The sequence below is a fragment of the Blastococcus sp. DSM 46786 genome (assembly GCF_900109665.1).
Taxonomy (GTDB): Bacteria; Actinomycetota; Actinomycetes; order Mycobacteriales; family Geodermatophilaceae; genus Blastococcus; species Blastococcus carthaginiensis.
This window is the reverse complement of the sequence record NZ_FOAO01000005.1, coordinates 110,328-135,513: the sequence shown is the minus strand read 5'-3', so window position 1 is coordinate 135,513 and position 25,186 is coordinate 110,328. Positions and strand designations below refer to the sequence as shown.

The window sequence follows — 25,186 nt, the reverse complement described above, 5'->3', positions numbered from 1 at the left end:
CGGGCGCCGCACTCACTATCGTCCGCGGCGTGGACGAGCAGCGGAACGGACTGGAGACCGAGCACACCGGTGTCCGGATCGCGCACGTCGAGCAGACGCCGGTCCGCCAGGTGTGGCGCCGCGTCGTCATCGCGGCGGTGGTGCTCGCCGTGGTCATCCTCGTCGTCTACCTGGACCGGGACGGCTACGAGGACAGCAAGGGCGGCCCGATCTCCGTCCTCGACGCCGCCTACTACGCGACGGTCTCGCTCTCCACCACCGGGTACGGCGACATCACGCCGGTCACCCCGGGAGCACGGCTGACCAACGTCCTGCTGATCACGCCGCTGCGGATCATGTTCCTGATCGTCCTCATCGGAACGACCCTCGAGGCGCTGACGGCGCGCTCGCGCGAGGAGTTCCGCATCCACCGCTGGAGGTCCCGCGTGCGCCAGCACGTCATCGTGTGCGGCTACGGCACCAAGGGCCGCAGCGCCATCCGCTCGCTGCAGGCCAGCGGCACCCCGCTGGAGAAGATCGTCGTGGTCGACCCCGAGCCGCGCGCCATCGACGAGGCGAACGCCATGGGCCTCACCGGCATCGTCGGCGACGCCGGCCGCACCGAGGTGCTGCGCCGGGCCGCCGTCGAGCGAGCCCGGTCGGTCATCGTCGCGGCCAACCGGGACGACGCCTCGGTGCTGATCACCCTCACCGTGCGGCAGCTCAACCCGAGCGTCCCCATCACCACCAGCGTCCGCGAGGAGGAGAACGCGAACCTCCTGCGGCAGTCCGGTGCGGACACCGTCATCACCACGTCGGCGACGTCCGGCCGGCTGCTGGGTCTCTCCACCGACAGCCCGCGGGTGGTCGCCGTCGTCGAGGACCTCGTGACCGGCGGCCAGGGCCTGGACCTGCACCAGCGGACGGCGACCGCCGACGAGGTCGGGCTCGGCCCGCGCCAGCTGCGCGACATCGTGCTGTCGGTGACCCGCGGCGGGCGCACGCTGCGCTTCGACGACCCGCTGATCGGCACCCTGCAGCCCGAGGACGTGCTCGTCGTCGTGAAGGCGCACGAGCCCGGCAAGGCGATGCAGCTGCCGACGCAGTGACATCGCGATCCTCCGGATCGCACCGCCATCACATCGTCGTCCTCCGGACGACACCGCGGCCACGTGCCGTTCCCCTGCACCGCTGAGCCCTGCCCGTCCTTCCTCTGGGGAGCCTCCGGCCCCCCGTCGTCAGGACCCGCTGCGCGGAGTCCAGGCCGTGCCTCGGGGACCCTCCGGGGCCCACTCGGGACGACCCTGCAGTCAGCGCACCCGCACCCAGGTACGGGTCGGCTCGTCCCGTCCTCTCAGATGCACCTCCCGGTCGGCCTGCCAGTGCACCTGCTCCCCCGGTGCCGCCGTCAGCACCGTCGGCTCGCTGGCGACCGCGCGGCCCGGGTGTTCCTTGGCCAGGTCGGTGAGCCGCGCCGCCTCGTTCACCGGGTCGCCGATCACCGTGTACTCCAGCCGGCTGGCCGCCCCCACCTGACCGGCCCACACCCGGCCGCACGCGACGCCCACCCCCACGTCGACCTCCCCGGCGGTGGCGACGGCGTCGCAGATGCGCCGGGCCGCCCGCAGCGCGGCCCCGGCCGGGTCCGGGTGGTCGGCCGGAGCGCCGAAGACGCAGAGGGCGGCGTCGCCCTCGAACTTGTTCACCAGCCCGCCCTCGTCCTCGATGGCGTCGACGACGACCCCGAAGAACCGGTTGAGCAGGCCGACCATCTCCTCCGGCCCCGTGCGGCGCACCAGCGCGGTGGAGCCGGCGACGTCCACGAACAGCGCCGCGACGGTCCGCTCCTCCCCGCCCAGCGAGACACCGGTCGCCAGCGCCCGCTGGGCCACCGTCGTCCCGACGTGCCGGCCGAACAGGTCGCGCAACCGCTCCCGCTCGGCCAGGCCGGCGGCCATGGAGTTGACGCCCTCCTGCAGCAGGCCGATCTCCCCGGCGTCGTCCACCACGACGTCGACGGCGTAGTCGCCGGCGCCGACCTGCTGCACGGCCCGGCGCAGGTCGCGCAGCGGTTGCCCGACGGCGCGGGCGGTGAGCACGGTGGCCAGCGCGCCGACCAGCAGCGCGACCACCACGAGGAAGACGACGGCGGCGCGCCCGGGGCCGTCGGGGTTGCTCGGGTCCAGGTACAGCAGGACGACGCCGACCATCGGCACCCCGCTGGTGAGCCCCCAGGTGAGCAGCAGGCGGATGCGGACCCCGAGGGTGAGCGCGCCCGCGGGCGGGTGGGCGGCCAGCGCGCGGGCGGTGACGGCGCGGGCCGCCCGGGCGACCAGCAGGTAGGTGACGCCGGCGGTGACCACCCCGCCGAGCAGCACGGCGACGGCGACGCGGGCGCCGACCAGCGCGTCGGGGAAGGTGAGCGCCGCGACCGCTCCCATCAGGACCGCACCCAGCAGCCAGACGACGGCGGCGACCAGGGCGGTGTCCAGCGGGAGCCGCAGCGCCTGCCGCGCCTCCTCGACCGTGGGCCCGCGGCCGGCCGTGAGCCAGCGGTTCGTGGCCCGCTGGCGCCCCAGCCCGGCGAGCACGGCCAGCGGCAGGGCGACCGCGAGGTAGGCCGCGGCCGCCCACAGCACCTCGGCGCGGCCGGTGCTGCCCCGGTCGCCCTCGACCCCGAGGAGCAGCACCACCACGGTGCCGACGCCGACCAGGTTGGCCGCGATGACCAGGCCCACGATGACCGGGACGGCCAGCCGGCCGCTCGGCGCCCACCCGGCCATGCCGGTCAGCCGGCGGCGCACGTCCTCGCCCGCGGTGGTCACGTCCGGCTCAACGAGCGCGGCCCGCGCACGGCACGGGCGGGCACCCGATCGAGGTCACCGGACCATGATCACCGAGCGGACCCGCCCCCGTCCGGCCGGTTCCCCGCCGGGGTGGGAGCGGCGGCGGGACGACCCGGCAGGGCACGCCCGAGCACCAGCGCGCCGATGCCGGCGAGGACGACCCCGAGCAGCGCGACCCGCAGGCTGAAGGCGTCGGCCACGACCCCGATCAGCGGCGGGGAGAGCAGGAAGCCGATCCGCAGCAGCCAGTTGATCACCATCAGACCCTGGCCGTGCGGCAGGCCGGGGAGCTCGTCGGCGGCGTGGTAGACGGCCGGGATCAGGGTGGCGACGCCGAGACCGGCCAGCGCGAACCCGATCAGCGTGCTGGGCACCGAGGGCCAGGCGAGCGCGACGCCGAGGCCGCCCGCGGCGAGCGCACCTCCGGCCTGCGCTACCCGCCGCTCGCCGAACCGGTCGACCACGCGGTCGCCGGTCAGCCGGCCGACGGTCATCGCCGCCGACAGCGCGACGAAGCCCAGCCCGGCGACGGCCGCGCCGGCCGCGAGCTCGGTGCGCAGGTAGAGCGCGCTCCAGGACGCGCCGACGTCCTCGATCAGCGCGCCGCAGGCGGCGAGCAGGCCGAGCACCGCCAGGGCCGGGACCGCGGCCCGCCGTCGCGGGCGTTCCCGCGGCGCCTCCTCGGCGACCGGCTCGGGCTCGTCGGAACCGGGCAGCACGCCACGGGAGACGACCAGGGCGACGGCGCCGAAGACCACGGCCGAGGCGCCGAGGTGCACGGGCAGCGGGATGTCCAGCCCGGCCGCCGCGGAACCGAGCAGCCCACCGGTGACCGCGCCGATGCTCCAGACGCCGTGCAAGGAGTTGATGATCGAGCGGCCGTAGAGCCGCTGCACGCGGAGGCCGTGCGCGTTCTGCGCGACGTCGACGACGGCGTCGAGGGCGCCGACCACCAGGAAGGCGGCGGCCAGGCCGAGCCAGTTCGGCGCCACGGAGACCGTCCACACGACCGCGCCGAGCAGCGCCAGACCGTAGGAGGCGACCCGGCCCGAGCCGAACCGGCGGTTGAGCGCCGCCGACGACAGCCCGGCCACCAGGGCGCCCAGCGGCACGGCCGCGAGCGCGGCGCCCAGCGCGGTGCTGCTCAGCTCGAGCTCGGCCTTGACGGCGGGCAGCCGGGGCACGAGCCCGGCGTAGAAGACGGCGTTGAGGAAGAAGCAGGCGGCGACGGCGCGGCGGGCGCGACGCAGCCGCGGGGGCTCGACGGACGCGGGTGCGAAGGACATGGCGGGCTCCAGCTCCCGGTCAGCCGGCGAACCGGAGCAGCGCGGCACGGATCTGCGCGGCGTCCATCGGGTCGGTGGACAGCGCGCTGTGCAGGACCAGCCCCTCGACGAGGGCGTCGACCTCGCGGGCGGTGACCGGGTCGAGGTGCCGCTCCAGGCTGCGGCGGCTCCGCGACATCCAGTCCTGGGTGACCGCGCGCAGCTCGGCGTCGCGGGCCGCGGCGACGTACAGCTCGACGGCGAGCACCAGGTCGCGCTGCGAGCCCAGCAGGTCGCCGGTGAGGTGCTCGACGAGCGCCTCCAGCGCCGCCGCGCGATCCGGGGCGGCCGCCATGCGCGCGTCGAATCGGGCCGCGACGTCGTCCACGTGCCGGGTGAAGGCGGCGGCGAGCAGCTCGGTGAGCGAGCCGAAGTGGTACGTCAGCGACCCGAGGGGCACGTCGGCGGCGCGGGCGATCGCCCGGTGCGTGGCCGTCGCGACCCCCTGCGCGGCGATGACGTCGAGCGTGGTGTCGACCAGCCGGTCGCGCCGCCCGGGGTCGTGCCGACGGGGACGGCGGACCGTCGTCGGGTCGGCGCTCACCGGGCGGGGTCGTCCAGCCGGCGGACGACGCGTGCCGGGTTGCCGACCGCCACCACGTCGGCCGGCAGGTCGCGGGTGACCACCGCGCCGGCGCCGACGACGGTGTTCTCCCCGATGGTGACGCCGGGCAGCACGATCGCCCCGCCGCCGAGCCAGACGTTGTCGCCGATGGCGATCGGCTCGGCCGCCTCCCACTTGTCCCGACGGGGGCCCGGCTCCACCGGGTGGGTGGGCGTGAGCAGCTGGACGTTGGGCCCGATCTGCACGTCGTCCCCGATGGTGATGGGGGCGACGTCGAGGGCGACCAGGCCGAAGTTGGCGAAGCAGCGGGCGCCGATGCGGATGTTGCTGCCGTAGTCGACGCGCAGGGGCGGCCGGATCTCCGTCCCCTCCCCCACCGCGCCGAGCAGCTCCGCCAGCAGCTGCCGGCGCAGCGAACCCTGGCGGACCGACGTCGCGTTGTAGGCGTCGGCCAGGTCGAGGGCCCGGGCGCTCTCCTCGGCGATCTCGGGGTCGTCGGCGATGTAGAGGTCGCCGGCGAGCATCCGCTCGCGCATCGTCCGGGGATCGCCCGCACCGGGCCGGGAGCTCATAGGAACGAGCGTACACATACGCCGCGGGTGCCGGTGCGCGGGGCGGGACGCCCGTGCAGGTGCCCCGCCCCGGCGGTCAGAACGCGGCGAGGACGGCTCCTTCGTAGTTCTCCTCGATGAACTGGCGCACCTCGTCCGAGTGCAGCAGCCCCTCCAGCTCCTGGATGCGCTCGTCCCCCTCGTCGCCGGTGCGCACCACCAGGAGGTTGGCGTTGGGGTTGCCCTCCCCCTCCTCCAGCGCCAACGCGTCCTCGGCCGGGACCAGGTCGGCCTCGATGGCGTAGTTGCCGTTGATGACCGCGATGTCCACGTCGGCCAGGGACCGGGGCACCTGCGCGGCCTCGACCTCGGAGATCTCGAGGTTCTTCGGGTTGCCCTCGATGTCCAGCGAGGTCGGCGCGGCGTCGCCGGTGTCGGCGAGGGTGATGAGGCCGTTGGCCTCCAGCAGCCGCAGCGCCCGCGCGGCGTTGGTCGGGTCGTTCGGGATGGCCACCGTCGCGCCGTCGGGCAGGTCGGCGAGGTCGGTCAGCGTGCTCGAGTAGATGCCCAGCGGCTCGATGTGCACCGGGTCGAGCGCCTCGAAGTCGTATCCGGCGCTGGCCTCCTGCTCCTCCAGGTACGGGGTGGTCTGGAAGTAGTTGGCGTCCAGTGAGCCGTCGTCCAGGGCCACGTTGGGCTGCACGTAGTCGGTGAACTCGACGATCTCCAGGTCCAGCCCGGCGTCCTCGGCGAGGTTCTCGTCGATGTAGCGCAGGATCTCCGCGTGCGGGACCGGGGAGGCGCCCACCCGCAGCGGCTCGTCGGCCGCCGAGAGCTCGGCCTCGCCGCCGCAGGCGGCGAGCAGGGCCGTCATCGCCGACGCGGCCAGCAGGGCGGGGAAGCGGGTGCGCATGGTGGTGTTTCTCCTCTGTGGCGGGGTGGGACGGCGGCCGGGCGGACGCCGTGGCGGTCGGATCAGGCGTGCGCGAGCGAGCGCGCCCAGCGGTCCCCGGCCCACTGGAGGGCCTGGACGATGACGAGCAGGAGGACGACGGTCGCGAGGGTGATGTCGGTGCGGAACTGCTGGTAGCCGAAGCGGATGGCGAAGTCGCCCAGCCCGCCGCCGCCGACTGCACCGGCCATGGCCGAGTAGCTGATCAGCGCGACGACGGTGACCGTGATGCCGGCCACCAGCGACGGCCGGGCCTCCGGCAGCAGCACGGTGCGCACGACGTCACGCCGGCGGGCGCCCATCGACAGCGCCGCCTCCACCTTGCCGGCGGCGACCTCGCGCAGGCTGGTCTCCACCAGCCGGGCGAGGAACGGGACGGCGCCGATGGTCAGCGGCACGATCGCCGCGGTGGAGCCGATCGTCGTCCCGACGATGCCGCGGGTGACCGGGGCGACGAGGACCAGCAGGATGATGAACGGCAGCGCGCGGCCGAGGTTCACGACCAGGCCGACGAGCCGGTGCAGCAGCGGCCGCGGAGCCAGCCCGCCTGGCGCGGTGACGGTCAGCAGCACGCCCAGCGGGACGCCCAGGAGCACGGTGACCAGGGCCGCGACCCCGACCATGTAGAGGGTCTCCCAGGTGGCGTCCAGCAGCTGGGGCCAGATGCGGTTCCAGTCGCTCACCGGGCCACCTCGGCGGTCGCGGCCACGCGCTCGACCAGGACGCCGCCGGCCCGCAACCGGTGCACGGCGTCGTCCAGCCCGGCGACTCCTCCGGTGACCCGCAGGAGCAGCCGGCCGTAGCGGCCACCGGCGACGGTCTCCACCGACCCGCCGGCGATCTCGACGGCCAGGCCCAGCTCGCCGATCAGCGTCTGGAGGACGAGGGTCTCCGGCGTCCGGTCGGTGACGGTCACCCGCAGCAGGGCGCCGTCGTGCGCGGCACCGGCGTCCGCCACCGGCGCCGGGAGCAGGGCGTCGCCCAGCGGCGAACCCGGCCGGGTCAGGACGTCGGCCAGCCGGCCGCCGTCGACGACCCGCCCCCGGTCCAGCAGCACGGCGCTGTCGCAGACGGCCTTGACGACGGACATCTCGTGGGTGATCAGGAGGACCGTGAGGCCGAGCTCGTCCCGCACCCGGCGCAGCAGCTCCAGGACGCCGGTGGTGCTCGCCTGGTCCAGCGCGGAGGTGGCCTCGTCGCAGAGCAGCACCGTCGGCCGGACGGCGAGCGCGCGGGCGATGGCCACGCGCTGCTTCTGGCCGCCGGAGAGCTGGGCGGGGCGGGCGCCGGCGCGGTCGCCGAGCCCCACGAGGTCCAGCAGCTCCCCGGCCCGCCGCCTGCGCTCGGCCCGGCCCATGCCGGAGAGCTCCAGCGGGTGCTCCACGTTCCCCGCGGCGGTGCGTGAGTCGAGCAGCTCGAAGTGCTGGAAGACCATCCCGATGGAGCGCCGCGCCTGCCGGACCTGCTCGTCCGGCAGCTCGGTCAGCAGCTGCCCGTCGACGGTCACCGAGCCCGATGTGGGCCGCTCCAGCAGGTTGACCAGGCGCACCAGCGTGCTCTTGCCCGAGCCGCTGGGGCCGACGACGCCGGCGAACTCGCCGCGGTCCACCGCCAGGCTGACGCCGTCGACGGCGACGACCTCGCCGGCCTGCCCGCGGGCAGGGAAGACCTTGCGGACGTCGTTCAGTTCGATCACGGGGTGCGGTCCTCGGGGTTGAGCAGGCACGGGCGCGCGGCGACGCCGCCGGGGGTCCCCGGCGAGGGCGTGGTCGCCCGCGGTGCGCGGTGGCTGGGGTGCGCGGTGGCTGGGGTGCGCGCCCGCCGTCCGGTGGGGCGGGCGACGCCAGGAGGCGGGAGGCGGGAGGCCTCAGCGGCACATGGCTGTGCCGGTCCGGCACAGGTCGACGTGCCGGCGGGCCCACGAGAGCAGCTCGTACCGCATGGTGTTCCTCCATCGGTCCTGGCAGTAGCACCCGCGCCCGCCGATGCGGGGGGTTGCTGCGACGTCGACGAGCCAGGTCTCTCAGCCGCTCCGGATGGTTGCGGGAGCGAGTCTACGGAGGAGGTCGGGGCCTTTCTCGTCCGCGACCTGCGACGTCACTCACACAGCACACCCAAGCGCGACACCACCACCACGCCGAGCGGCGGCGGGATGGGCACTGCCCCGGGCGGATCCGGTGGGGCGCCGCCGAGCCGGCCCTCCTGACCGACGGGCGCGCTGCACGCGGGCCCCGGACGCACGAAGGGCCCGGTCTGCCGACCGGGCCCTTCGTGGTGGAGCGGGGTGGAGGTGGCGGGAATCGAACCCGCGTCCTTCGACGCATATCCAGGGCTTCTCCGAGCGCAGTCCGCTACTGCCTCTGCTCGACCCCATCGATCTCGCGGACGAGTCGATGTGACGGGCCCAGTCGCTGTGAGATGTCCCGTGAACGCCCGCGACCGGCACTCACGGTGAGTCATCTAGCTGATGCCAGGATCCGGGCCGATGACGAACCCGGGCTGACAGAGTCGCCTCGCTACTTAGGCAGCGAGGGCGAACTCGCGCTGACTGGAGTCGGCGCTTGTGTTGTTTCCAACGCGTGGTTAACGAGCTCATCGTTGGCTTCCTCGGCTCGCTTCCCCTGGACACCCGACCGAAGTCGAGACCAATCACCCCCTGTGCAGTTGTGCAGTCAGGGTAACGGCCCCGTCCAGCCGGTTGTTCCCGGCGTTCTGCTGCCCACCAGCCCGCCGTCCGGCACGATGCCTGCATGACGGGGACCGGCCGGACGACGACGCCGGTGCGGATCGCGATGTGGTCGGGGCCGCGCACCCTGTCGACGGCGACCATGCGCGCCTGGGAGAACCGCCCCGACACCGTCGTCGTCGACGAGCCGCTCTACGCGTACTACCTGGCCGCGACCGGACTGGACCACCCGGGCCGCGACGAGGTGATCGCCAGCCAGCCCACCGACTGGCGCACCGTCGTCCGCACCCTGACCGACGACGACCTGCCCGACGGCGCCACCCTCTCCTACCAGAAGCACATGACCCACCACGTGCTGCCGGAGGTCGACCTCGACGCCTTCGCCGGGCTGCGGCACGCCTTCCTGATCCGCGACCCGCGCCGGCTGCTCGCCTCCTACGCGCGGGTGCGCGAGCAGCCGACCCTGGCCGACCTCGGCCTCGCCCAGCAGGTCGCGCTGCACCGCCGCTTCGGCGGCCCGGTCGTGGACTCCGACGACCTGCTGCGCGACCCGCGCGGCGTCCTCACCGCCCTGTGCGCGGCGCTGGACGTCCCGTTCGACGAACGCATGCTGTCCTGGCCGCCCGGCCGCCGGGACACCGACGGCGTGTGGGCGCCGCACTGGTACGCGAGCGTGGACACCTCCACCGGCTTCGGCCCGTACCGCGACGCACCCGTGGAGCTGCCCGGGTCCCTGGCCGGGCTCGCCGCCGAGTGCCTCCCCCACTACGACGAGCTGGCCGACAGCCGGCTGAGGAGCTGACCCGTGCTGCAGCAGTTCGACGAGCGCAACCGCGACCTGGTGGTCAACGTGGACGGCCGGCTGGCCCACCGCGACGAGGCCGGCGTGAGCCCGTTCGACTCCGTCGTCCAGGGCGGGGACGCGGTGTGGGAGGGCCTACGGCTGTACCAGGGCCGGATCTTCGCCCTCGAGGAGCACCTGGCCCGGCTGCGCCGCTCGGCGCAGGCCCTGGCGTTCGCCGAGATCCCCGACGACACCGCGATCGTGGAGCAGATCCGCCGCACGCTGGCCGCCAACGGCATGACCGACGGCGTGCACGTCCGGCTCACGCTGACCCGCGGCGCCAAGGTGACCAGCGGCATGGACCCGCGGCTCAACCGGAGCGGCCCGACGTTGATCGTGCTGGCCGAGCACAAGCCACCGGTCTACGACACCGGCGGCATCACGCTGGTCACCTCGAGCGTCCGCCGGCCCACCCCCGACGTGCTCGACCCGAAGATCCACCACAACAACCTGCTCACCTCGATCCTCGCCAAGATCGAGGCCAACGTCGCCGGCGCCGACGACGCGCTGATGCTCGACGCCCGCGGCTTCGTGGCCGAGACCAACGCGACGCACGTCTTCTTCGCCGCCGGCGGCGTGCTGCGGACCCCGACGACCGGGGCGTGCCCGGAGGGCATCACCCGCGCCGCGGTGCTCCGGCTGGCCACGGCCGACATCCCCACCGAGGTCGGCGACTTCTCGGCGACCCAGCTGTACGCGGCCGACGAGGCGTTCGTCACCGGCACGATGGGTGAGCTCACGCCCGTGCTCGCCGTCGACGGGCGGCGGATCGGCACCGGCGAGCCGGGCCTCCTGACGCGGCAGCTCTCGGCCGCCTACGGGGAGCTGACCGCGAGCAGCGGTACCCCGGTCGTCTGACCGCCGGGGTCGGTCCCGCGCGGGTGGCCTGGCCGGGGAGGAGGGTGGCCGTCGGACCCCGGGGGACGGGCTGCCGTCCCGAGCCTGCGCCGGCCGGCCTTCGAGGTCCCGCGCCGAGCGTGCGAGGCGTGGGGGAAGGCCGGTCCTCAGATCCAGTCGCGGCGCTTGAAGACCAGGTAGAGCGTCAGGCTGACGCCCACCATGAGCAGCAGCGCGAACGGGTAACCCCAGACCTCGTCGAGCTCGGGCATGTGGTCGAAGTTCATCCCGTAGACGCCGCCGACGAGGCTCGGCGCGAAGAGGATGGCGGCCCAGGCCGAGATCTTCTTGACCTCCTCGCCCTGGGCGATCGAGGTCTCCGTGAGCTCGCGGATCTCCTCGTTCTGCCGCTGCGCCACCAGGGTCGCGTTCACGGTGAGGATGTCGCGCAGCTGCAGCCGGAAGCCCTCCACCCGCTCGTTGACCTGGATGACGTGGTCCGCGACGTCGCGCAGGTAGCTGCGCAGCTCCTCGTCGACGCCGTACTTGTCGAACCCGGCGGTGAGCGCGGCGATGATGCCGGTGAGCGGCTGGGCGGCCCGCTGGAACTCCAGCACCTCCTGGGACAGCTCGTAGATGCGCCGCGAGACGCCGGGGTCGCCCCCGAACACCTGGGTCTCGATCTCGTCGATGTCGTTGGCCAGCCCGTCGACCACCGGCCGGTACCCGTCGACGACGGCGTCCAGCGTCGCGTAGAGCACCGCCTCGCTGCCCCGGGCCAGCAGCTCCGGGTCGCTCTCCAGCCGGCGCCGCACCCGCGACAGGTCCGGCGACTCGCTGTGCCGCACGGTGATCGCGAAGTCCGGCCCCAGGAACAGGTGCAGCTCGCCGAACTCGACCTCCTCGGCGGCGTCCAGGTACCGCGCGGCCTTGAGGACGACGAACAACGTGCTGCCGTAGCGCTCGAACTTCGGCCGCTGGTGGGCCTTGATCGCGTCCTCGACCGCCAGCTCCGGCAGGTCGAACAGCTCCGCGAGGCCTCCGAGCTCCCCCGGCCCCGGGCGGTACAGCCCCAGCCAGGCCAGCCGCCCCTCCCCGTGGAGGAGCTCCTCCCGGCTCTCGGCGGGCGACTCCGGCGTCGCCACGCGGCGGCCCTCGGAGTACACGGCGTTGTCCACGATCCGCGAGGGGACGGCCGGCGCGTCGGACAGCACCGCGGACGCCGTGGCGCCGCTCGGCGTCGGCACGGGGACCGGGCGCGGTGGGCGGCGGCCCAGCGTGGTCAGGGCGGTCAGCGGCGCGAGGCGGCGCTCGGTCATGACGGGCTCCCGGGGCGAGGGGACGGCGGTGGGCACCGGAGCGGCCCTCCTCGCCCCCGTGGCCGCCCCGGCCCGGGTGCGGGCAGGGCGGGACGGGCGGCCTCCCCTGCGGGCCCGGCACGGCGTGCGGGGCGGGCGCGGGGAGACCGGTCAGCCGGCGGAGAGGACCTGGGGATCGGTACTGGGAGGTTCGCTGCGCACGACGTCCCCCTCCCGGGTCCGGGCGCCTCCGCCCACGTGTTCTCGGCCGTCGACCATCGTCCCACGCCGACCACGGGGAGCCGGACGTGCGATGGCCCACACGGGTGAGGGGGCGGCTCCGCCGTCAGCCCGCGACGCCGAGCACCAGGTCGACCAGCAGCGGCAGCAGAAGCACGATGAGGATCGCGCCGAGGACGTCGAAGGAGATGCCCGACCGGATCATCTTGGTGATCGGCACGACGCCGGAGCCGTAGACGATGGCGTTCTGCGGCGTCGACACCGGGAGCATGAACCCGAACGACGCCGCGAAGGTGGCCGCCAGCGCCGGTACGAACGGGTTGATGCCCGCGGCCACGGCCACCGGGATGATGATCGGCACGACGACGGCGGCCGACGCCGTGTTCGACGTCGTCTCGCTGATGATGATCGCCAGGATCACCGCGAAGACGGTGATCGCGATCGTGCTGGTGAGCCCCAGCCCGTCGGCCGAGGCCTGGCCGATCGTCTCGGCCAACCCGGTGCTCGCCAGCAGCGAGCCGAAGATGATGCCGGTGCCGAACAGCAGGATCGTGCCCCAGTCGATCGTGGCGGCATCGCTCCAGTTGAGCGTGAACTCCCGGCGCTTCCAGTCCGTGGGGAGCAGGAACAGCAGCGAGGCCCCGAGGACGGCGACGATGCCCTCGTCGAGGCGGTCGCTGATGGTGGCGTAGAGGTCGGACTCCGTGCCGGCGGTCAGCGCGATGACGCCGGGGAAGATCCACAGCGCCACGGTGACGCCGAAGGCGATGAGGGTGTTCCGCTCGGCGCCGGAGAAGGGGCCGAGCTCGGCCCGCTCCTTCTGCACGTACTCGTGCACGCCCTCGATCCGCTTGATCTCCGGCTTGTTGACCAGCAGCAGCACGATGACGAGCGCGACGAACATCAGCGCGCAGATCGGCAGCGCCATGAGCATCCAGTCGAGGAAACCGATCCGCTCGCCGGTGGCCTCCTCGATCAGCCCGCGGCCGATCAGGTTGGGCGGGCTGCCGACCGGGGTGAGCAGGCCGCCGACGCCGGCGCCGTAGGCGAGCATCAGCATCAGCGCGACGCCGACCCGCAGGCGCAGCGGGTCGAAGTCGGGCTTCACCAGCTCCTTGTCCTGCAGCAGCTTGGCGATGACCGACAGGATGCCGATCGCGGTGGGCAGCAGCATGGCCACGGTCGCGGTGTTGGACACGAACGCCGACAGCACCGCGGTGATGAAGCCGAAGGCGATGATCACGCGCGCGGTGGAGGCGCCGACCCACGTCAGCGACAGGATGAACATCGCGAACCGCCGCGCGACCCCGTGCTTGAGCATGGCCGCGGCGAGGATGAACGCGCCGATGAAGGTGAACACCGTCGTCGACCCGAACGGCGCCAGCGCGTCGTCGGCCGGCACCACCCCCAGAACGGCGATCGCGCCGACGCCGATGAGGCCGCCGATCGGGATGGGAACCGGCTCGGTGATCCACAGGACGATGACGCCGAGCAGGATCGCGGCCAGCAGGTGCTGGTCGCGCGGGAGGTCGATCGGCACCAGCGCGAAGACGAGGGTGACCAGCGGCGCGAGGAAGAGGCCGACGGTGCGGCGGCCCTTCTCGAACCGCTCCTCGGCCGGGCTGAGCTGCTGCTCCCCCAGGCTGCGGTAGGTGGCGCTGCCGCGGAATGCGGCGTCCACGTCGGTGCGCCACCCGGGGCCCCCGTGCGCGGCGGCCTGGACCCCACCCTGTTCGCGCTCGGTCGCGGTCATGGCGCCTCCCTCGGGCCGGGATCCGGCATGACCCTAGAAGGACCCCCCGCTCCCCACCACTCGCAGGCTCGCGGCGGGCCCCTACGGGTGGCCGAAGCGGGGGTCGGAAGGCCGGGTCAGCGACCGAAGATGCCCTGGCCGAAGGCGCCGTTGGCGGTGATGACGCGCGACAGGCCCTTGCCGAGCTCGACCACCCGCGTGGTCCTCTCCGCCCCCAGCTGCAGCCACGGATCCGCGGCGAGCGCATCGGTCTGCACCTCGATGCGGGCGCGCAGCTCCTCGCCCTCCTCGGTCAGGCCGGCGTCGTCGAGCAGACCGCGCTCGGCCAGCGCGGCGCACGCGGCGTCCCACTGCTCGTCGCTCCACCCGCGGGTCGCCTTGGCCGCGGGCACGGTGAACCCGCGGCCGGTCGCGCAGTGGGTGATCAGGGCCTCCAGCCCGGTCAGCCCGGCGTGCACCAGGACGGCGACGTGCCCGTCCCCGCGGTGCTCGCGCAGCAGGGTGGTGCCGTGCCACAGCGCCAGCAGCGGCTCCTCGGGCCACGGCAGGTCGGCGTGCCCGGCGAACAGCGGGCGGCCCTCCGCGCTGAGGTCGGCGCACGCCTCGCGCAGCAGCCCGGCGAGCTCGGCCACCTCGGGCGATCCGGCGACCTCCTCGCCGAGCAGCCGGGTGAGCGACGCGCGTGCGGCGTCCAGGCGGGCGGCGAGCACCTGCTCGGGCGTGGCCAGCGTCCAGGCGCGCGGGATCATGTGCGCCACCAGCGACGGGGCGAAGTTGTAGAAGGTGGCCGTCACGACGCCGGCGCCGACGGCGCCCATGGCGGCCGCCCGGCCGGCGAAGTAGACCATCCGGCCCGTGCGGAGCCCGAGGGCGCCGAGGTGCTCGTCCTGCTCCGGCGCGAAGTAGAGCTGCGAGTGCAGCGGGTCGATCGCGCGGTGGGCGCGGCCCACGAGGGCGGGGTCGAAGGCGGGCTCGGGCTGCTCGGCGCTGACCATGGGCGCACCCTAGCCAGCGGCCACCGGCGGCAGTGACAGGGACCACGCCACGCGGGTCCGCACGGTGCCGAAGCCGAGGCTCTCGTAGAGCCGCAGCGCCCCGGTGACGTTGTCGCTGTCGACGTCGAGGGCGGCCGTGCGGCAGTCCTGCGCCGCGGCCGCGCGCAGGCTCTCGCCGATCATCGCCGATGCCAGGCCGCGGCCGCGGGCCCCGGGCAGCACGCCGATCTGGCCGAGCACCACCTCCCGGTAGCCGCGCGCCCGGGTGTCGGCCTCGTACACGTAGGCCAGGAGGTAGCCGGCCACGGCGCCGTCGGCGACCGCGAACACGGAGAGGTCGGGGCGGAAGGCGCGGCTGCCGGTGAACAGCCGCTGCCACGACTCGGCGTCGCGCTCGCTGGACCCGTGGTGCTCGGTGAACGCCGCGTTGTGCGCGCGCCGCACCTCGTCGTCGCGGTCCCAGGAGAACGGCACGACCTGCACGCCCGGGACCTGGCGGGCCTCCGGCAGGTCGGTGAGCGGCCGCTCCATGGTGCGGTACCAGCGCTCGGCCGTCAGCCCGCTGCGCTCGACGAGCCGCTCCAGCCCCGGCTGGGTGCCCGTGACGCCCACCACCAGCTGGGCGGGGGCCTCCGGGTGCCGCTCGGCGTGCACCTCCGTGCCGCGGGCGAGCTCCCAGCCCAGCAGCGCCGTCCCGATGCCCCGGTCGCGCCGGTCGGGGTGCACCCGGCCGTCGAGGTGGATCCGGTAGGAGCCGCGGAAGGTGGGGCTGGCGGAGACCACCGCGTAGGCGGCGAGCGCGCCGTCCGCGCCGGTGACGGCGACCCCGTCGCGCGCGGGGTCGACGCCCCAGCCGGTCCACTCCTCGGCGATGTCGTCGGCGTCGGGGAACTCCCCCGTGTCGTCGAGCGCCTCGGCCGCGCCCAGGAGCTCGGCCACCGCCGTGGCGTCGTCGGGGCTCAGCGGGCGGACGGTGAGGGCGTCGGGGACGGCGGGCAGCGCGGGCACGGTCCAGAGGGTAGGCAGCCACCCGCTACGGGACGAGCGGTTTTCTACAGCCGCACGAACAGGCAGAACGGGTGGCCGGCGGGGTCGGTGAAGACACGGACGTCCTCATCGGCGTCGGTGTGCCCGCCGACCCGGCGCGCACCGGCCTCCTCCGCGACCGCCGAGGCGGCGTCCAGGTCGTCGACCTGGAGGTCGAGGTGCAGCTGCATCTGCTGGGTGCCGGGCTCGGGCGGCCACACCGGCGGGACGTGGTCGTCCTCCCGCTGGAAGGACAACCCGGGGCCGCCGTCCTCGGGCCGCAGCGTGCTCCACTGCGGGTCGTCGTCGCGGATCGGCCAGCCCAGCAGGCGCTGGTAGAAGCGGGCCAGCCCCTGGGGGTCCGGGGTGCCGAGGACGGTCGCGGTCAGCCGGGCGCTCGGGGTCACGCCTCGATCGTGAACAGCCGGGCGCCGTTGCGCCACAGGACCGCGCGGATCCACTCCTCCCCCAGCCCGAGCCGGTGCAGCGCGGCGAGCTGGTGGGCGTAGGGGTACGGGATGGACGGGAAGTCGCTGCCGAGGAGCACCTTGTCGCGCAGCGCCGCCAGCCGCGGGAGGTCGGCCCGGTCGAAGGGCATCAGCCGCTCGGTGAAGTCGGTGGCGAACATGGTGGTGTCCAGGTGCACCCGCTCGTAGCGCTCGGCGAGGCCGAGGAACTCCCGGTACTCGGGCATGCCCAGGTGGGCGATCACCAGCTGCAGCCGCGGGAACCGCTCGAGCAGGCCGCTCATCGGTGCCGGGCCGGTGTGCTCGCCGGCCAGCGGTCCCGAGCCGCAGTGGATGACCACCGGTGTGCCGGTCTCCTCCAGCCGCGCCCAGACGTCGTCGAGCAGCCGGTGCCGCGGGTCGAAGGCGCCGACCTGCACGTGCACCTTGAACACCCGGGCACCGCGGTCGAGCGCCTCGGCCACGTAGCCCGCGACGCCCGGCTCGGGGAAGAACGTCGCCGACTGCAGGACCTGCGGGCGGCCCGCGGCGAACCCGGCCGACCATTCGTTGAGCCAGGCGGCCATGCCCGGCTTGTGCGGGTAGGGCAGCGTCGGGAAGGCGCGGACCCCCAGCCGCTCCAGGACCGCGAGCCGCTCCTCCTCGGGCAGCCGGTAGGCCACCGGCCACTCCGCGCCGTAGTGCGTGCCGGCCGCCTCGAAGTACTGCCAGACCTTCGCCTGCACCCGCTCGGGCAGGACGTGCACGTGCACGTCGACCAGCCCGGGCAGCCCCAGCTCGCGCCAGTACCGCGGGACGTCGCCGTCGTCGACGGGTGGCTGGACCGTCATCAGAGGGTGACGACGACCTTGCCGCGCACGTGGCCACCGGCGACGAGCTCGTGGGCCTGCGCGGTCTGCTCCAGCGGGAACGCCCTGGCGACGGCGACCCGCAGCTGGCCGGCGTCGGCCATCCGGGCGAGCTCCTCCAGGTCGTGCCGCTCCGGGCGCACGAAGACGTAGCGCCCGCCCATCCCGTTGACCGAGGGGTCCACCACGCCGGCGATCCGGGAGACGTCACGCACCTGCTTCGGCGCGTCGGCCAGCGTGTCCCCGCCGTTGAGGTCCAGGACGGCGTCGACGGGCTCGGAGAGCTGCCCGCTGATCGGGCCGGCCGAGTAGTCGAGCACCTCGGCGCAGCCGGCCTCGGCGAGGAAGCCGTGGTTGCGGGGGCTCGCGGTGCCGATGACGTGCGCGCCGAGGGCGACGGCGATCTGCACGGCGAAGAAGCCGACGCCGCCGGATGCACGGTGCACCAGCACCCGGTCGCCCTCGCCGACGGAGAGGGCCTCGGTGAGCGCCTGGTAGGCGGTCAGCCCGGCCAGCGGCACGCCCCCGGCCTCGGTGAACGACAGCGACCCCGGCTTGTGCGCCAGGCAGCGCTGCGGGGCGGGCACCAGCTCGGCCGCCGTCCCCCACTGGACGTCGTCGCGGCGCAGGTAGCCGAACACCTCGTCGCCGGGGGCGAAGTCGACGACGGCCGGGCCTACGGACTCCACGACGCCGGCGAGGTCCCAGCCCGGCACGATCGGGAAGTGGTGCGGGAAGAACGCGGCCAGCCCGCCCTCGCGGATGCCGATGTCGACCGGGTTGACGCCCGCGGCGCGGGTGCGCACCAGCACCGTGTCGGGGCCGACGGGCGGCTCGGGCAGGTCGTCCCGCAGCCGCAGCACGTCGACCCCGCCGAACCGGTCGTAGGCGATGCCTCTCATGGGCTCACCGTATGCGCGCCGCCGTCAGCGCCGCATGCCCGTCCCCGGACGCCGTTCAGGCGAGGTTCAGCGACGGCCCTTCACGTAGCGGCCGAACGCCTTCTGGATCTCCCGGCGGGAATCGCGCTCGGCGAGGTCGTGCCGCTTGTCGTAGGACTTCTTGCCCTTGGCGAGGGCGAGGGTGGCCTTGACCTTGCCGTCCTTGAAGTACAGGTCCAGCGGGACCAGCGTCAGGCCGCCCTCGCGGGTCTTGCCCATCAGCTTGTCGATCTCCTCGCGGTGCATGAGCACCTTGCGCTTGCGGCGCGGGGCGTGATTGGTCCAGGTGCCCTGCGTGTACTCGGGGATGTGCACGTGCTGCAGCCACACCTCGCCGTCGTCGATCGAGGCGAACCCGTCGACGAGCGAGGCACGGCCGGCCCGCAGGCTCTTCACCTCGGTGCCGGTGAGCACCAGGCCCACCTCGTAGGTGTCGAGGATCGAGTAGTCGTGCCGCGCCTTCTTGTTCTGGGCGATGAACTTGCGCCCCTGTTCCCGCGGCATGGGCACCAGGCTACCGGGCGGCGCGCGCCCCTCCCCGCGGATCGCGAGTGCGACGAACTGGTGGCCATCAGCGCTCGATGACCACGAGTTCGTCGCACTCGGCGTGCCGGCGGACCGGTCGAGACGGCCAGACCGCCCAGGGCTACATGCGGACGTAGAGCCGCAGCGTCACGTAGGCGGCGATGCCGGCCAGGGCGACGCCCACCCCCGAGACGATCACGCTGTTGGTGATGATCGCGTCCCACTCGACCTGCGGGATGATCCCCGCCCGGATCGGGCCGGAGAGCGTGCGGTCGATGAACAGCACCTTGGTGAGGATCAGGCCGCCCGCGGCGAGCAGGCCACCGACGAGACCGGCGATCGCCGCCTCGAGGATGAACGGCAGCTGGGTGTACCAGCGGGAGGCGCCGACCAGCCGCATGATGTTCGTCTCGTTGCGCCGGTTGAACGCCGCGAGCTGGATGGTGTTGGAGATCAGCAGCAGGGCCGCCAGCGCCTGCACCACCGCGACGGCGATGGTCGCGTTGCGCGCGCCGTTGAGCAGGCTGAACAGCCGGTCGAGGAACTCGCCCTCGTCGCGCACCTGGTCGACACCGTTCTCGCCGTTCGGGAACTGCGCGGCGATGACCTCGTAGCGCTCGGGGTTGACCAGCTCGACGCGGAAGCTCTCCGGGAGCGCGTCCGGCGGGGTGTTCGCCACCAGCTCCGGCTGCTGGCTGAACTGCTGCTGGAAGCGCGCGTAGGCCTCCTCGCGCGACTCGTAGAGGAAGCTCGCGACCTCCTCGGAGGACTCGAGCTCGCCCTGGATCGCCTGCCGCTGCTCGTCGGTGACGTCGTCGGCGAGGAAGATGGAGACCTGCACCTTGTCGTAGTAGATCTCCTTCATCTCGGAGATCATCCCGGCGATGAGCAGGCCGGTGCCCATGAGGCCGAGCGAGATGGCCGTCGTCAGGATCATCGCGACCGTCATGGTCAGGTTGCGACGAAGCCCGGTGGCCACCTCGGAGAGCACGAAGTTGACGCGCATGGATTCCCTGTCGTGGAGTGCGTTCGGACGCGGTCGGCGGTGGTGCGGCGGGCGCTGCTAGCGGCCCACGCCGTAGACACCGCGCGACTGGTCGCGGGTGAGGACTCCCCCGTTGAGCTCGATGACGCGGCGCCGCATGGAGTCGACGATGTGGTAGTCGTGCGTCGCCATCAGCACCGTGGTGCCGGTCCGGTTGATCCGCTCGAGCAGCAGCATGATGCCCTCGCTGGTCTCCGGGTCGAGGTTGCCGGTCGGCTCGTCGGCCAGGAGCACCAGCGGCCGGTTGACGAACGCGCGGGCGATCGCGACCCGCTGCTGCTCACCACCGGAGAGCTCACCGGGCAGCCGGTTGGCCTTCCCCTCGAGCCCGACCATCTCCAGCACCTCGGGGACGACCCGCTTGATGGTGCGGTGCGGCTTGTTGATGACCTCGAGGGCGAACGCGACGTTCTGCGCCACCGTGCGGTTGCGCAGCAGGCGGAAGTCCTGGAAGACGCAGCCCATGGTGCGGCGGAGCTTGGGCACCTTCCACTTGCTGAGCGTGCCCAGCGTCTGACCGTTCACCGTGATCGTGCCCGACGTCGGGTCCTCCTCCTTCAGCAGCAGCCGCAGGAAGGTCGACTTGCCCGACCCCGACGACCCGATGAGGAAGACGAACTCGCCCTTCTCGATCTCCGTGGAGACGTCGTCGAGGGCAGGCCGGCCGCTGGCCGGGTACAGCTTGGTGACGTGTTGCAGTTCGATCACGAGGGGCCACGGTACCTGCCCCGCGACCCAGGATGCGCCGTTCCGGGAGGAACGCGCGCAGCACGTCGTCTTGCCCGCCCCGCTGGCCTCGTCAAACCCAGGAACTGTCAGTTTCCTGTGACGGGGACGACGGGTCCGGATGCCCCGATCAGCGAGGCACGCCGGCTCAGGAGACAGGCCGGGTCAGGACGACGGCACGGCCTCCTGCTGACGGCGCCACCGGATGCCGGCCTCGATGAACGCGTCGATGTCGCCGTCGAGCACCGCGGTCGTGTTGCCCGTCTCCTGCTCGGTGCGCAGGTCCTTGACCATCTGGTAGGGGTGTAGCACGTAGGAACGCATCTGGTTGCCCCAGCTGCTGCCCTCGCCCTTGAGCGCGTCCATCTCCGCCTTCTGCTCCTGCTGGCGGACCACGAGCAGCCGGGCCTGGAGGACGCGCAGGGCCGCGGCGCGGTTCTGGATCTGGCTCTTCTCGTTCTGGCAGGAGACCACGATGCCGGTGGGGATGTGCGTCATCCGGACGGCGGAGTCGGTGGTGTTCACGCTCTGCCCACCGGGGCCCGAGGAGCGGAAGACGTCGACCCGGATCTCGTTCTCGGGGATGTCGACGTGGTCGGTCTGCTCGACGACGGGCAGCACCTCGACGCCGGCGAACGAGGTCTGCCGGCGGCCCTGGTTGTCGAACGGCGAGATGCGCACCAGCCGGTGGGTGCCCTGCTCGACCGAGAGGGTGCCGTAGGCGTAGGGCACCCTGACCGAGAAGGTGGCCGACTTGATGCCGGCCTCCTCCGCGTAGCTGATGTCGAGCACCTCGGTCGGGTACTTGTGGCGCTCGGCCCAGCGCAGGTACATCCGCATGAGCATCTCGGCGAAGTCCGCCGCGTCGACGCCGCCGGCCTCGGACCGGATCGTCACCAGCGCCTCGCGGGAGTCGTACTCACCGGAGAGCAGGGTGCGCACCTCGAGCTCGTCGATGGCCTTGCGCAGGCTCTCCAGCTCCCGCTCGGTCTCGGCGGTCGTGGCGTCGTCGTTCTCCTCGGCGGCCATCTCGTGCAGCAGCCCGACGTCCTCGAGCCGGCTCCGCAGCTCCTCGACCCGGCGCACGTCGCCCTGCATGTAGGAGAGCTTGGAGGTCAGCGCCTGCGCGGCCTCGACGTCGTCCCAGAGGTCCGGTGCGGCGGCCTGCTGCTCGAGCTCGGCCACCTCGCGGCGGAGTCGGTCGACGTCGAGGACGGCCTCGATCGACGTCAGGGTCGTGTCGAGTTCGTCCAGGACGACGGAGAAGTCAGCGGCCACGTCGACCCAGGGTAGTGCGCCCCCGCCGCGGGTAGGCAGGCGTGCCATGAGCGAACCTGACCGACCCCGCTCGCGGGAGGACTACGCGCGCGGCCTGCCCGACCACCACGACCCCACGGCCGGCATCGGCGGGGCTCGCCCGGCCCGCTCGGCGCTCACCCTGCGCGCGGTGCTGGCCGGCTTCGGCCTCGTCTTCTGCCTGCTCGCCGGGCTGGGCTGGCTGGCCGTGGCCGACCTGCCCACCTGGCCCGGGATCGTCCTGCTGGTGCTCGCCGTCGTCGCGGCGGTCGACCTGGTGGTGGTGCTGCGGCGCAAGGCGCGCGGCGAACCGGGCTGACAGCGAGCCCGGGCGCCGGCTCAGCGGCGGGCGCGCACGTACGGCGCGAGCGCCGGCTCGTCGTCGACCTCCGGCGCGTCGCCCTCGCTGTCGACGGCGTACCCGACGAAGGCGGCGTGGTCGGCCGCGAAGGTCGCCGGGTCCACGCCGGGCTGGAACACCTGGGCGCACGTGGTGAGCGGGATGCGGCCGCGCTCGGCCGGCCCGTCGTGGGTGAGCGCATCGACCACGATCGCGTAGCCGACCGGGTCGTAGCTGCCGATGGCGAAGTGGTCGGCCGCGTTGGCCGGGCACACCTCCTGGGTGGCGATGTTGGCGATCCGGCCGGCACCGGTGCGCAGCGCCGAACTGGCCACCGGCGGGGTGTTCGGGACGACGATCTCGTCGGCGGCGGTGTAGGCGACGGTGTAGTCGACGCCGGCGAAGGTCTCTGCCCCGCTGTTGAGCGCGCGCAGGAACTCCGACTGCGAGGCCTGCTGGTGGTTGGCCGGCGTGCACGGGCCGGTGCCGCAGGACGCGTCGGCCAGCACCGTGCCGTGGTTGGACGGGGAGAGGCCCACGAGGTCGTCGACGAGATCCCGGGTGTCCGGCCAGAAGCGCAGCGCCCAGCGCGGCACCATCCCGCCCTGGCTCCAGCCGACGACGTCGACGTCGCGCCGCGCCTGCTGGCTCATCGTCCGGATGGCGTGCACGAGGTGCTCACCGGCCACCTGGATGTCGCCGGTGGCGTCGAAGGGCAGGGTCACCGCGCACCAGCGCCACCCGCGCTGGTCGAAGGCCCGCATGTAGTTCCAGCCGAACCCGACGTAGGGATCCATCGTGGTGCCGGGCACGAGCAGGATCGGGTCCTGCCGCAGCCCGCGCAGGGAGCCGTTGCAGGTGAGGCTCGCCCGCAGGTCGGTCTGCGGAACCGAGAGCGCCGGGCCGCGCTGGTCCAGCGGGGCGTACTCCCCCGTCGTCGGGGCCGGCGCGGCCGTGGCGGCGCCACCGGTCAGCACGACGGCGGCCAGCGCGGCGGTCAGTGCGGTCAGCAGCCGGGACCTCTGCATCGGGCGTCTCCTCGGGCCGGGGCGCGCCCTCGCGCGCTCGCTCGCCGGGCACAACGAGCGGGCGCCCGGAGGGTTGTGGTCGGTGCCACAGGGAGGTGGGACACCTCTGGCCGCTCCAGGGAACGTCCAGCCGCGTTCCCACGCGGCTCGACGTTCCCTGGCCCGGCTCGACCCGCGAGCGGACATGGTGCAGCGACCCCCTGCCGGGCGATCCCGACCCGGAACCGGCGGTCATCCATGACGGGCGGGGACTTCCCCCGGCCGAGCGCGCCCCTGCTGACGCCTCAGCCGGCGGAGAGGTCCAGCCGCCCGCCGTTGGCGCGCATCCACCCGAGGAACTCCTCGGCCGGCACCGGCCGGCCGAGGTGGAATCCCTGGGCGTACGAACAGCCCAGGTCGACGACCCGCCGCAGCTGCGCGGCCGTCTCCACGCCTTCGGCCAGGCTGCGCATGCCGCACCCGTGGGCGAGCCCGACCACCGCGGCGATCGCGGCACCGGCGGGCCCGTCGGCACCGGTGACGAGGCTGCGGTCGATCTTCAGCACGCCCGCGGGGATGGCGACCAGCCGGCCCAGCGAGGAGAAGCCGCTGCCGAAATCGTCGATCCAGGACTCCACGCCCAGCTCGCGCAGCCGCCGGAACTGCTGCGCCGCCCGGGCCGGGTCCTCGGCGGCGCTGGTCTCGGTCAGCTCCACCACCAGCTGGCGGGGGTCCAGGCCGGCGCCCTGCAGGGCGGTGAGGACGTCGTCGACGAGCGTGCCCGTCACCAGGTGGACGGCGCTGATGTTGACCCCGGTGACGACGAGGACGCCGTCGTCACGCCACGCCGCGGTCTGCCGGCAGGCCTCGCCGAGCACCCAGCGGGTCAGCGGGATGACCAGGTCGTGCTGCTCGGCCACCGGCACGAACTCGCACGGCCCGATCCACCCGCGCTCGGGGTGCTGCCAGCGCACGAGGGCCTCGACGCCGGTGACGCGCCCCGTCGCCACCTCGACGACCGGCTGGTAGTGCAGCGTGAGCCCGCCGTCGGCGATGGCGTCCCGCAGTTCCGAGGCGAGCTGCACCTTGCGCTGCACGCTGTCCCGCAGCTCGGGGCTGAACACCCGCACCCGGTTGCGCCCGGCGGCCTTGGCCGCGTACATCGCCAGGTCGGCGTCCCGGACGAGATCCGTCGAGCGCACCTCGGCGGGTGAGCCGGCCGGGACCGCGGCGATGCCGATGCTGGCGCTCAGCCGGTGCGTCCGGCCGCCGAGGTCGAAGGGCTGCTCGAAGGTGGCCTGGCAGCGCTGCGCCAGCAGCTCGGCGCCGTCGGCCTCGCAGTCGCGGGAGAGGACGACGAACTCGTCGCCGCCGAGCCGCCCCACGGTGTCCTGGCCGCGGGTGACGGCGAGCAGCCGCCCCGCCAGCTGGCGCAGCAGCTCGTCGCCCACCTCGTGGCCGAGGGAGTCGTTGACGTCCTTGAAGCCGTCGACGTCGAGGAACAGCACGGCGACGGCGGGGCGGCCGGGGCGGCGCAGCTCGGCGTCGATGAGCTCGTGCAGGTGGCTGCGGTTGGGCAGCTCGGTGAGCGAGTCGTGGCGGGCCTGCCAGGCGGAGGCCTTCTCGGCCAGCACGCGAGCGGTGATGTCGACGTGGGTGACGACGACGTGCCCCACCTGGTCGATGCGCGAGCCCTGCACGTGGAACCAGCTCGTGGCCGCACCCGTGGGGTCCGGTACGGAGCGGTCGACCGACACCTCGGTGCGCTCGCCGTCGGCCAGTTCCCGCAGCTCCCCCACCAGCCGGCGGGCGTCCTCGTCGTCCCGGAGCGCCAGGGCCAGCGCGTGGTAGTCCGCACCCGGGAGGATCGGCGCCTGCCGCTCCACCCCCGCTGCGGTCCACGCCGAGTTGGCCAGGACGACGCGGCCGGCCGGGTCGAGGAGCACGGTGGGCGACGCGAGGGCGTCGAGCACCGCCTCCACGAGGGCGGCGTCCCGGCCCGAGGAGCCCGTGCTGCGGCGCACGTCCAGGGGCAGCTCGCGCTCGCCAGGTGTCGTCGTCACATCCCCCTCCGCCGCGTCGCGGGGCACCGTC

At 73.8% G+C, this 25,186-nt stretch carries 24 protein-coding genes, 1 other RNA gene and 1 riboswitch; of the genes, 4 read left to right on the top strand and 21 right to left on the bottom strand.

Features of this window, described 5'->3' with window-relative positions; translation table 11 throughout:
- Nucleotides 1-29: 29 nt before the first annotated feature.
- Nucleotides 30-1,088 (top strand): potassium channel family protein, encoded by a 1,059-nt coding sequence (locus BMW62_RS06435; protein WP_170852237.1) that lies wholly within the window; start codon nt 30-32, stop codon nt 1,086-1,088.
- Between the two features lie 201 nt (nt 1,089-1,289).
- On the opposite strand, the gene BMW62_RS06430 is transcribed toward BMW62_RS06435, so the two are convergent.
- The 8 genes from BMW62_RS06430 to ssrA all read right to left on the bottom strand — a co-directional run bounded on the left by BMW62_RS06430 (nt 1,290) and on the right by ssrA (nt 8,875).
- On the bottom strand, nt 1,290-2,804 hold the full coding sequence (locus BMW62_RS06430; RefSeq protein WP_211435013.1) for an adenylate/guanylate cyclase domain-containing protein: 1,515 nt from the start codon (nt 2,802-2,804) through the stop codon (nt 1,290-1,292).
- A gap of 68 nt (nt 2,805-2,872) precedes the next feature.
- Nucleotides 2,873-4,111, bottom strand: coding sequence for an MFS transporter (locus BMW62_RS06425; RefSeq protein ID WP_091930098.1), 1,239 nt, complete (start codon nt 4,109-4,111; stop codon nt 2,873-2,875).
- Nucleotides 4,112-4,130: 19 nt separating this feature from the next.
- Nucleotides 4,131-4,694 (bottom strand): TetR/AcrR family transcriptional regulator, encoded by a 564-nt coding sequence (locus BMW62_RS06420; RefSeq protein ID WP_091930017.1) that lies wholly within the window; start codon nt 4,692-4,694, stop codon nt 4,131-4,133.
- Nucleotides 4,691-5,287 carry a sugar O-acetyltransferase gene (locus BMW62_RS06415; RefSeq protein ID WP_091930016.1) on the bottom strand — a complete coding sequence of 199 codons (597 nt, stop codon included), beginning with the start codon at nt 5,285-5,287 and terminating at the stop codon, nt 4,691-4,693. The genes BMW62_RS06420 and BMW62_RS06415 overlap by 4 nt, the downstream gene beginning before the upstream one ends.
- 76 nt (nt 5,288-5,363) lie before the next feature.
- Nucleotides 5,364-6,179: a MetQ/NlpA family ABC transporter substrate-binding protein gene (locus BMW62_RS06410; protein WP_091930015.1), complete on the bottom strand. Its 816-nt coding sequence runs from the start codon at nt 6,177-6,179 to the stop codon at nt 5,364-5,366.
- 62 nt (nt 6,180-6,241) lie between these two features.
- Nucleotides 6,242-6,901 carry a methionine ABC transporter permease gene (locus BMW62_RS06405; protein ID WP_091930014.1) on the bottom strand — a complete coding sequence of 220 codons (660 nt, stop codon included), beginning with the start codon at nt 6,899-6,901 and terminating at the stop codon, nt 6,242-6,244.
- Nucleotides 6,898-7,914: a methionine ABC transporter ATP-binding protein gene (locus BMW62_RS06400; RefSeq protein ID WP_091930013.1), complete on the bottom strand. Its 1,017-nt coding sequence runs from the start codon at nt 7,912-7,914 to the stop codon at nt 6,898-6,900. Before BMW62_RS06400 ends, BMW62_RS06405 begins: the two co-directional genes overlap by 4 nt.
- A gap of 252 nt (nt 7,915-8,166) precedes the next feature.
- Nucleotides 8,167-8,261, bottom strand: a riboswitch (SAM riboswitch).
- Nucleotides 8,262-8,500: 239 nt separating this feature from the next.
- Nucleotides 8,501-8,875: a transfer-messenger RNA gene (gene ssrA / locus BMW62_RS06395) on the bottom strand.
- A 93-nt stretch (nt 8,876-8,968) separates the two neighbouring features.
- Between ssrA and BMW62_RS06390 the strand changes: the two genes are divergently transcribed.
- On the top strand, nt 8,969-9,706 hold the full coding sequence (locus BMW62_RS06390; RefSeq protein ID WP_211435012.1) for a sulfotransferase-like domain-containing protein: 738 nt from the start codon (nt 8,969-8,971) through the stop codon (nt 9,704-9,706).
- Nucleotides 9,707-9,709: 3 nt separating this feature from the next.
- Entirely contained in the window at nt 9,710-10,606 is an 897-nt protein-coding gene (locus BMW62_RS06385; RefSeq protein ID WP_091930012.1) for an aminotransferase class IV, read from the top strand.
- 146 nt (nt 10,607-10,752) lie between these two features.
- Here the strand turns inward: BMW62_RS06385 and BMW62_RS06380 are convergent, their stop codons facing one another.
- The 11 genes from BMW62_RS06380 to prfB all read right to left on the bottom strand — a co-directional run bounded on the left by BMW62_RS06380 (nt 10,753) and on the right by prfB (nt 21,727).
- Nucleotides 10,753-11,904, bottom strand: coding sequence for a magnesium and cobalt transport protein CorA (locus tag BMW62_RS06380; RefSeq protein ID WP_091930096.1), 1,152 nt, complete (start codon nt 11,902-11,904; stop codon nt 10,753-10,755).
- A 325-nt stretch (nt 11,905-12,229) separates the two neighbouring features.
- Nucleotides 12,230-13,876, bottom strand: coding sequence for an SLC13 family permease (locus tag BMW62_RS06375; protein ID WP_091930011.1), 1,647 nt, complete (start codon nt 13,874-13,876; stop codon nt 12,230-12,232).
- Nucleotides 13,877-13,992: 116 nt separating this feature from the next.
- Nucleotides 13,993-14,871, bottom strand: coding sequence for an SCO6745 family protein (locus BMW62_RS06370; RefSeq protein ID WP_091930010.1), 879 nt, complete (start codon nt 14,869-14,871; stop codon nt 13,993-13,995).
- 9 nt (nt 14,872-14,880) lie between these two features.
- Nucleotides 14,881-15,879: a GNAT family N-acetyltransferase gene (locus tag BMW62_RS06365; RefSeq protein WP_170852236.1), complete on the bottom strand. Its 999-nt coding sequence runs from the start codon at nt 15,877-15,879 to the stop codon at nt 14,881-14,883.
- A 44-nt stretch (nt 15,880-15,923) separates the two neighbouring features.
- Nucleotides 15,924-16,304, bottom strand: coding sequence for a VOC family protein (locus BMW62_RS06360; protein WP_091930008.1), 381 nt, complete (start codon nt 16,302-16,304; stop codon nt 15,924-15,926).
- The gene (locus BMW62_RS06355; protein ID WP_091930007.1) at nt 16,301-17,194 is read right to left on the bottom strand and encodes an amidohydrolase family protein; all 894 of its coding nucleotides are present in this window, start codon (nt 17,192-17,194) and stop codon (nt 16,301-16,303) included. Before BMW62_RS06355 ends, BMW62_RS06360 begins: the two co-directional genes overlap by 4 nt.
- Nucleotides 17,194-18,114, bottom strand: coding sequence for an NADP-dependent oxidoreductase (locus BMW62_RS06350; RefSeq protein ID WP_091930006.1), 921 nt, complete (start codon nt 18,112-18,114; stop codon nt 17,194-17,196). The genes BMW62_RS06355 and BMW62_RS06350 overlap by 1 nt, the downstream gene beginning before the upstream one ends.
- A gap of 66 nt (nt 18,115-18,180) precedes the next feature.
- The gene (gene smpB / locus BMW62_RS06345) at nt 18,181-18,657 is read right to left on the bottom strand and encodes an SsrA-binding protein SmpB (protein WP_091930005.1); all 477 of its coding nucleotides are present in this window, start codon (nt 18,655-18,657) and stop codon (nt 18,181-18,183) included.
- Nucleotides 18,658-18,799: 142 nt separating this feature from the next.
- Complete coding sequence (ftsX, locus tag BMW62_RS06340; RefSeq protein WP_091930004.1) at nt 18,800-19,684, bottom strand: permease-like cell division protein FtsX; 885 nt, start codon at nt 19,682-19,684, stop codon at nt 18,800-18,802.
- A gap of 57 nt (nt 19,685-19,741) precedes the next feature.
- Nucleotides 19,742-20,431, bottom strand: a complete 690-nt coding sequence (gene ftsE, locus BMW62_RS06335; protein ID WP_091930003.1) for a cell division ATP-binding protein FtsE — start codon at nt 20,429-20,431, stop codon at nt 19,742-19,744.
- A gap of 183 nt (nt 20,432-20,614) precedes the next feature.
- A complete protein-coding gene (prfB, locus tag BMW62_RS06330) occupies nt 20,615-21,727 on the bottom strand; it encodes a peptide chain release factor 2 (RefSeq protein WP_091930002.1) in 1,113 nt (370 codons plus the stop codon).
- Nucleotides 21,728-21,773: 46 nt separating this feature from the next.
- On the opposite strand from prfB, the gene BMW62_RS06325 reads away from it, so the two are divergent.
- On the top strand, nt 21,774-22,064 hold the full coding sequence (locus BMW62_RS06325) for a DUF6343 family protein (RefSeq protein WP_091930001.1): 291 nt from the start codon (nt 21,774-21,776) through the stop codon (nt 22,062-22,064).
- A 20-nt stretch (nt 22,065-22,084) separates the two neighbouring features.
- On the opposite strand, the gene BMW62_RS06320 is transcribed toward BMW62_RS06325, so the two are convergent.
- A complete protein-coding gene (locus tag BMW62_RS06320) occupies nt 22,085-23,113 on the bottom strand; it encodes a lipase family alpha/beta hydrolase (RefSeq protein WP_091930000.1) in 1,029 nt (342 codons plus the stop codon).
- A gap of 284 nt (nt 23,114-23,397) precedes the next feature.
- Entirely contained in the window at nt 23,398-25,155 is a 1,758-nt protein-coding gene (locus tag BMW62_RS06315; RefSeq protein WP_091929999.1) for a putative bifunctional diguanylate cyclase/phosphodiesterase, read from the bottom strand.
- Between the last annotated feature and the right edge of the window lie 31 nt (nt 25,156-25,186).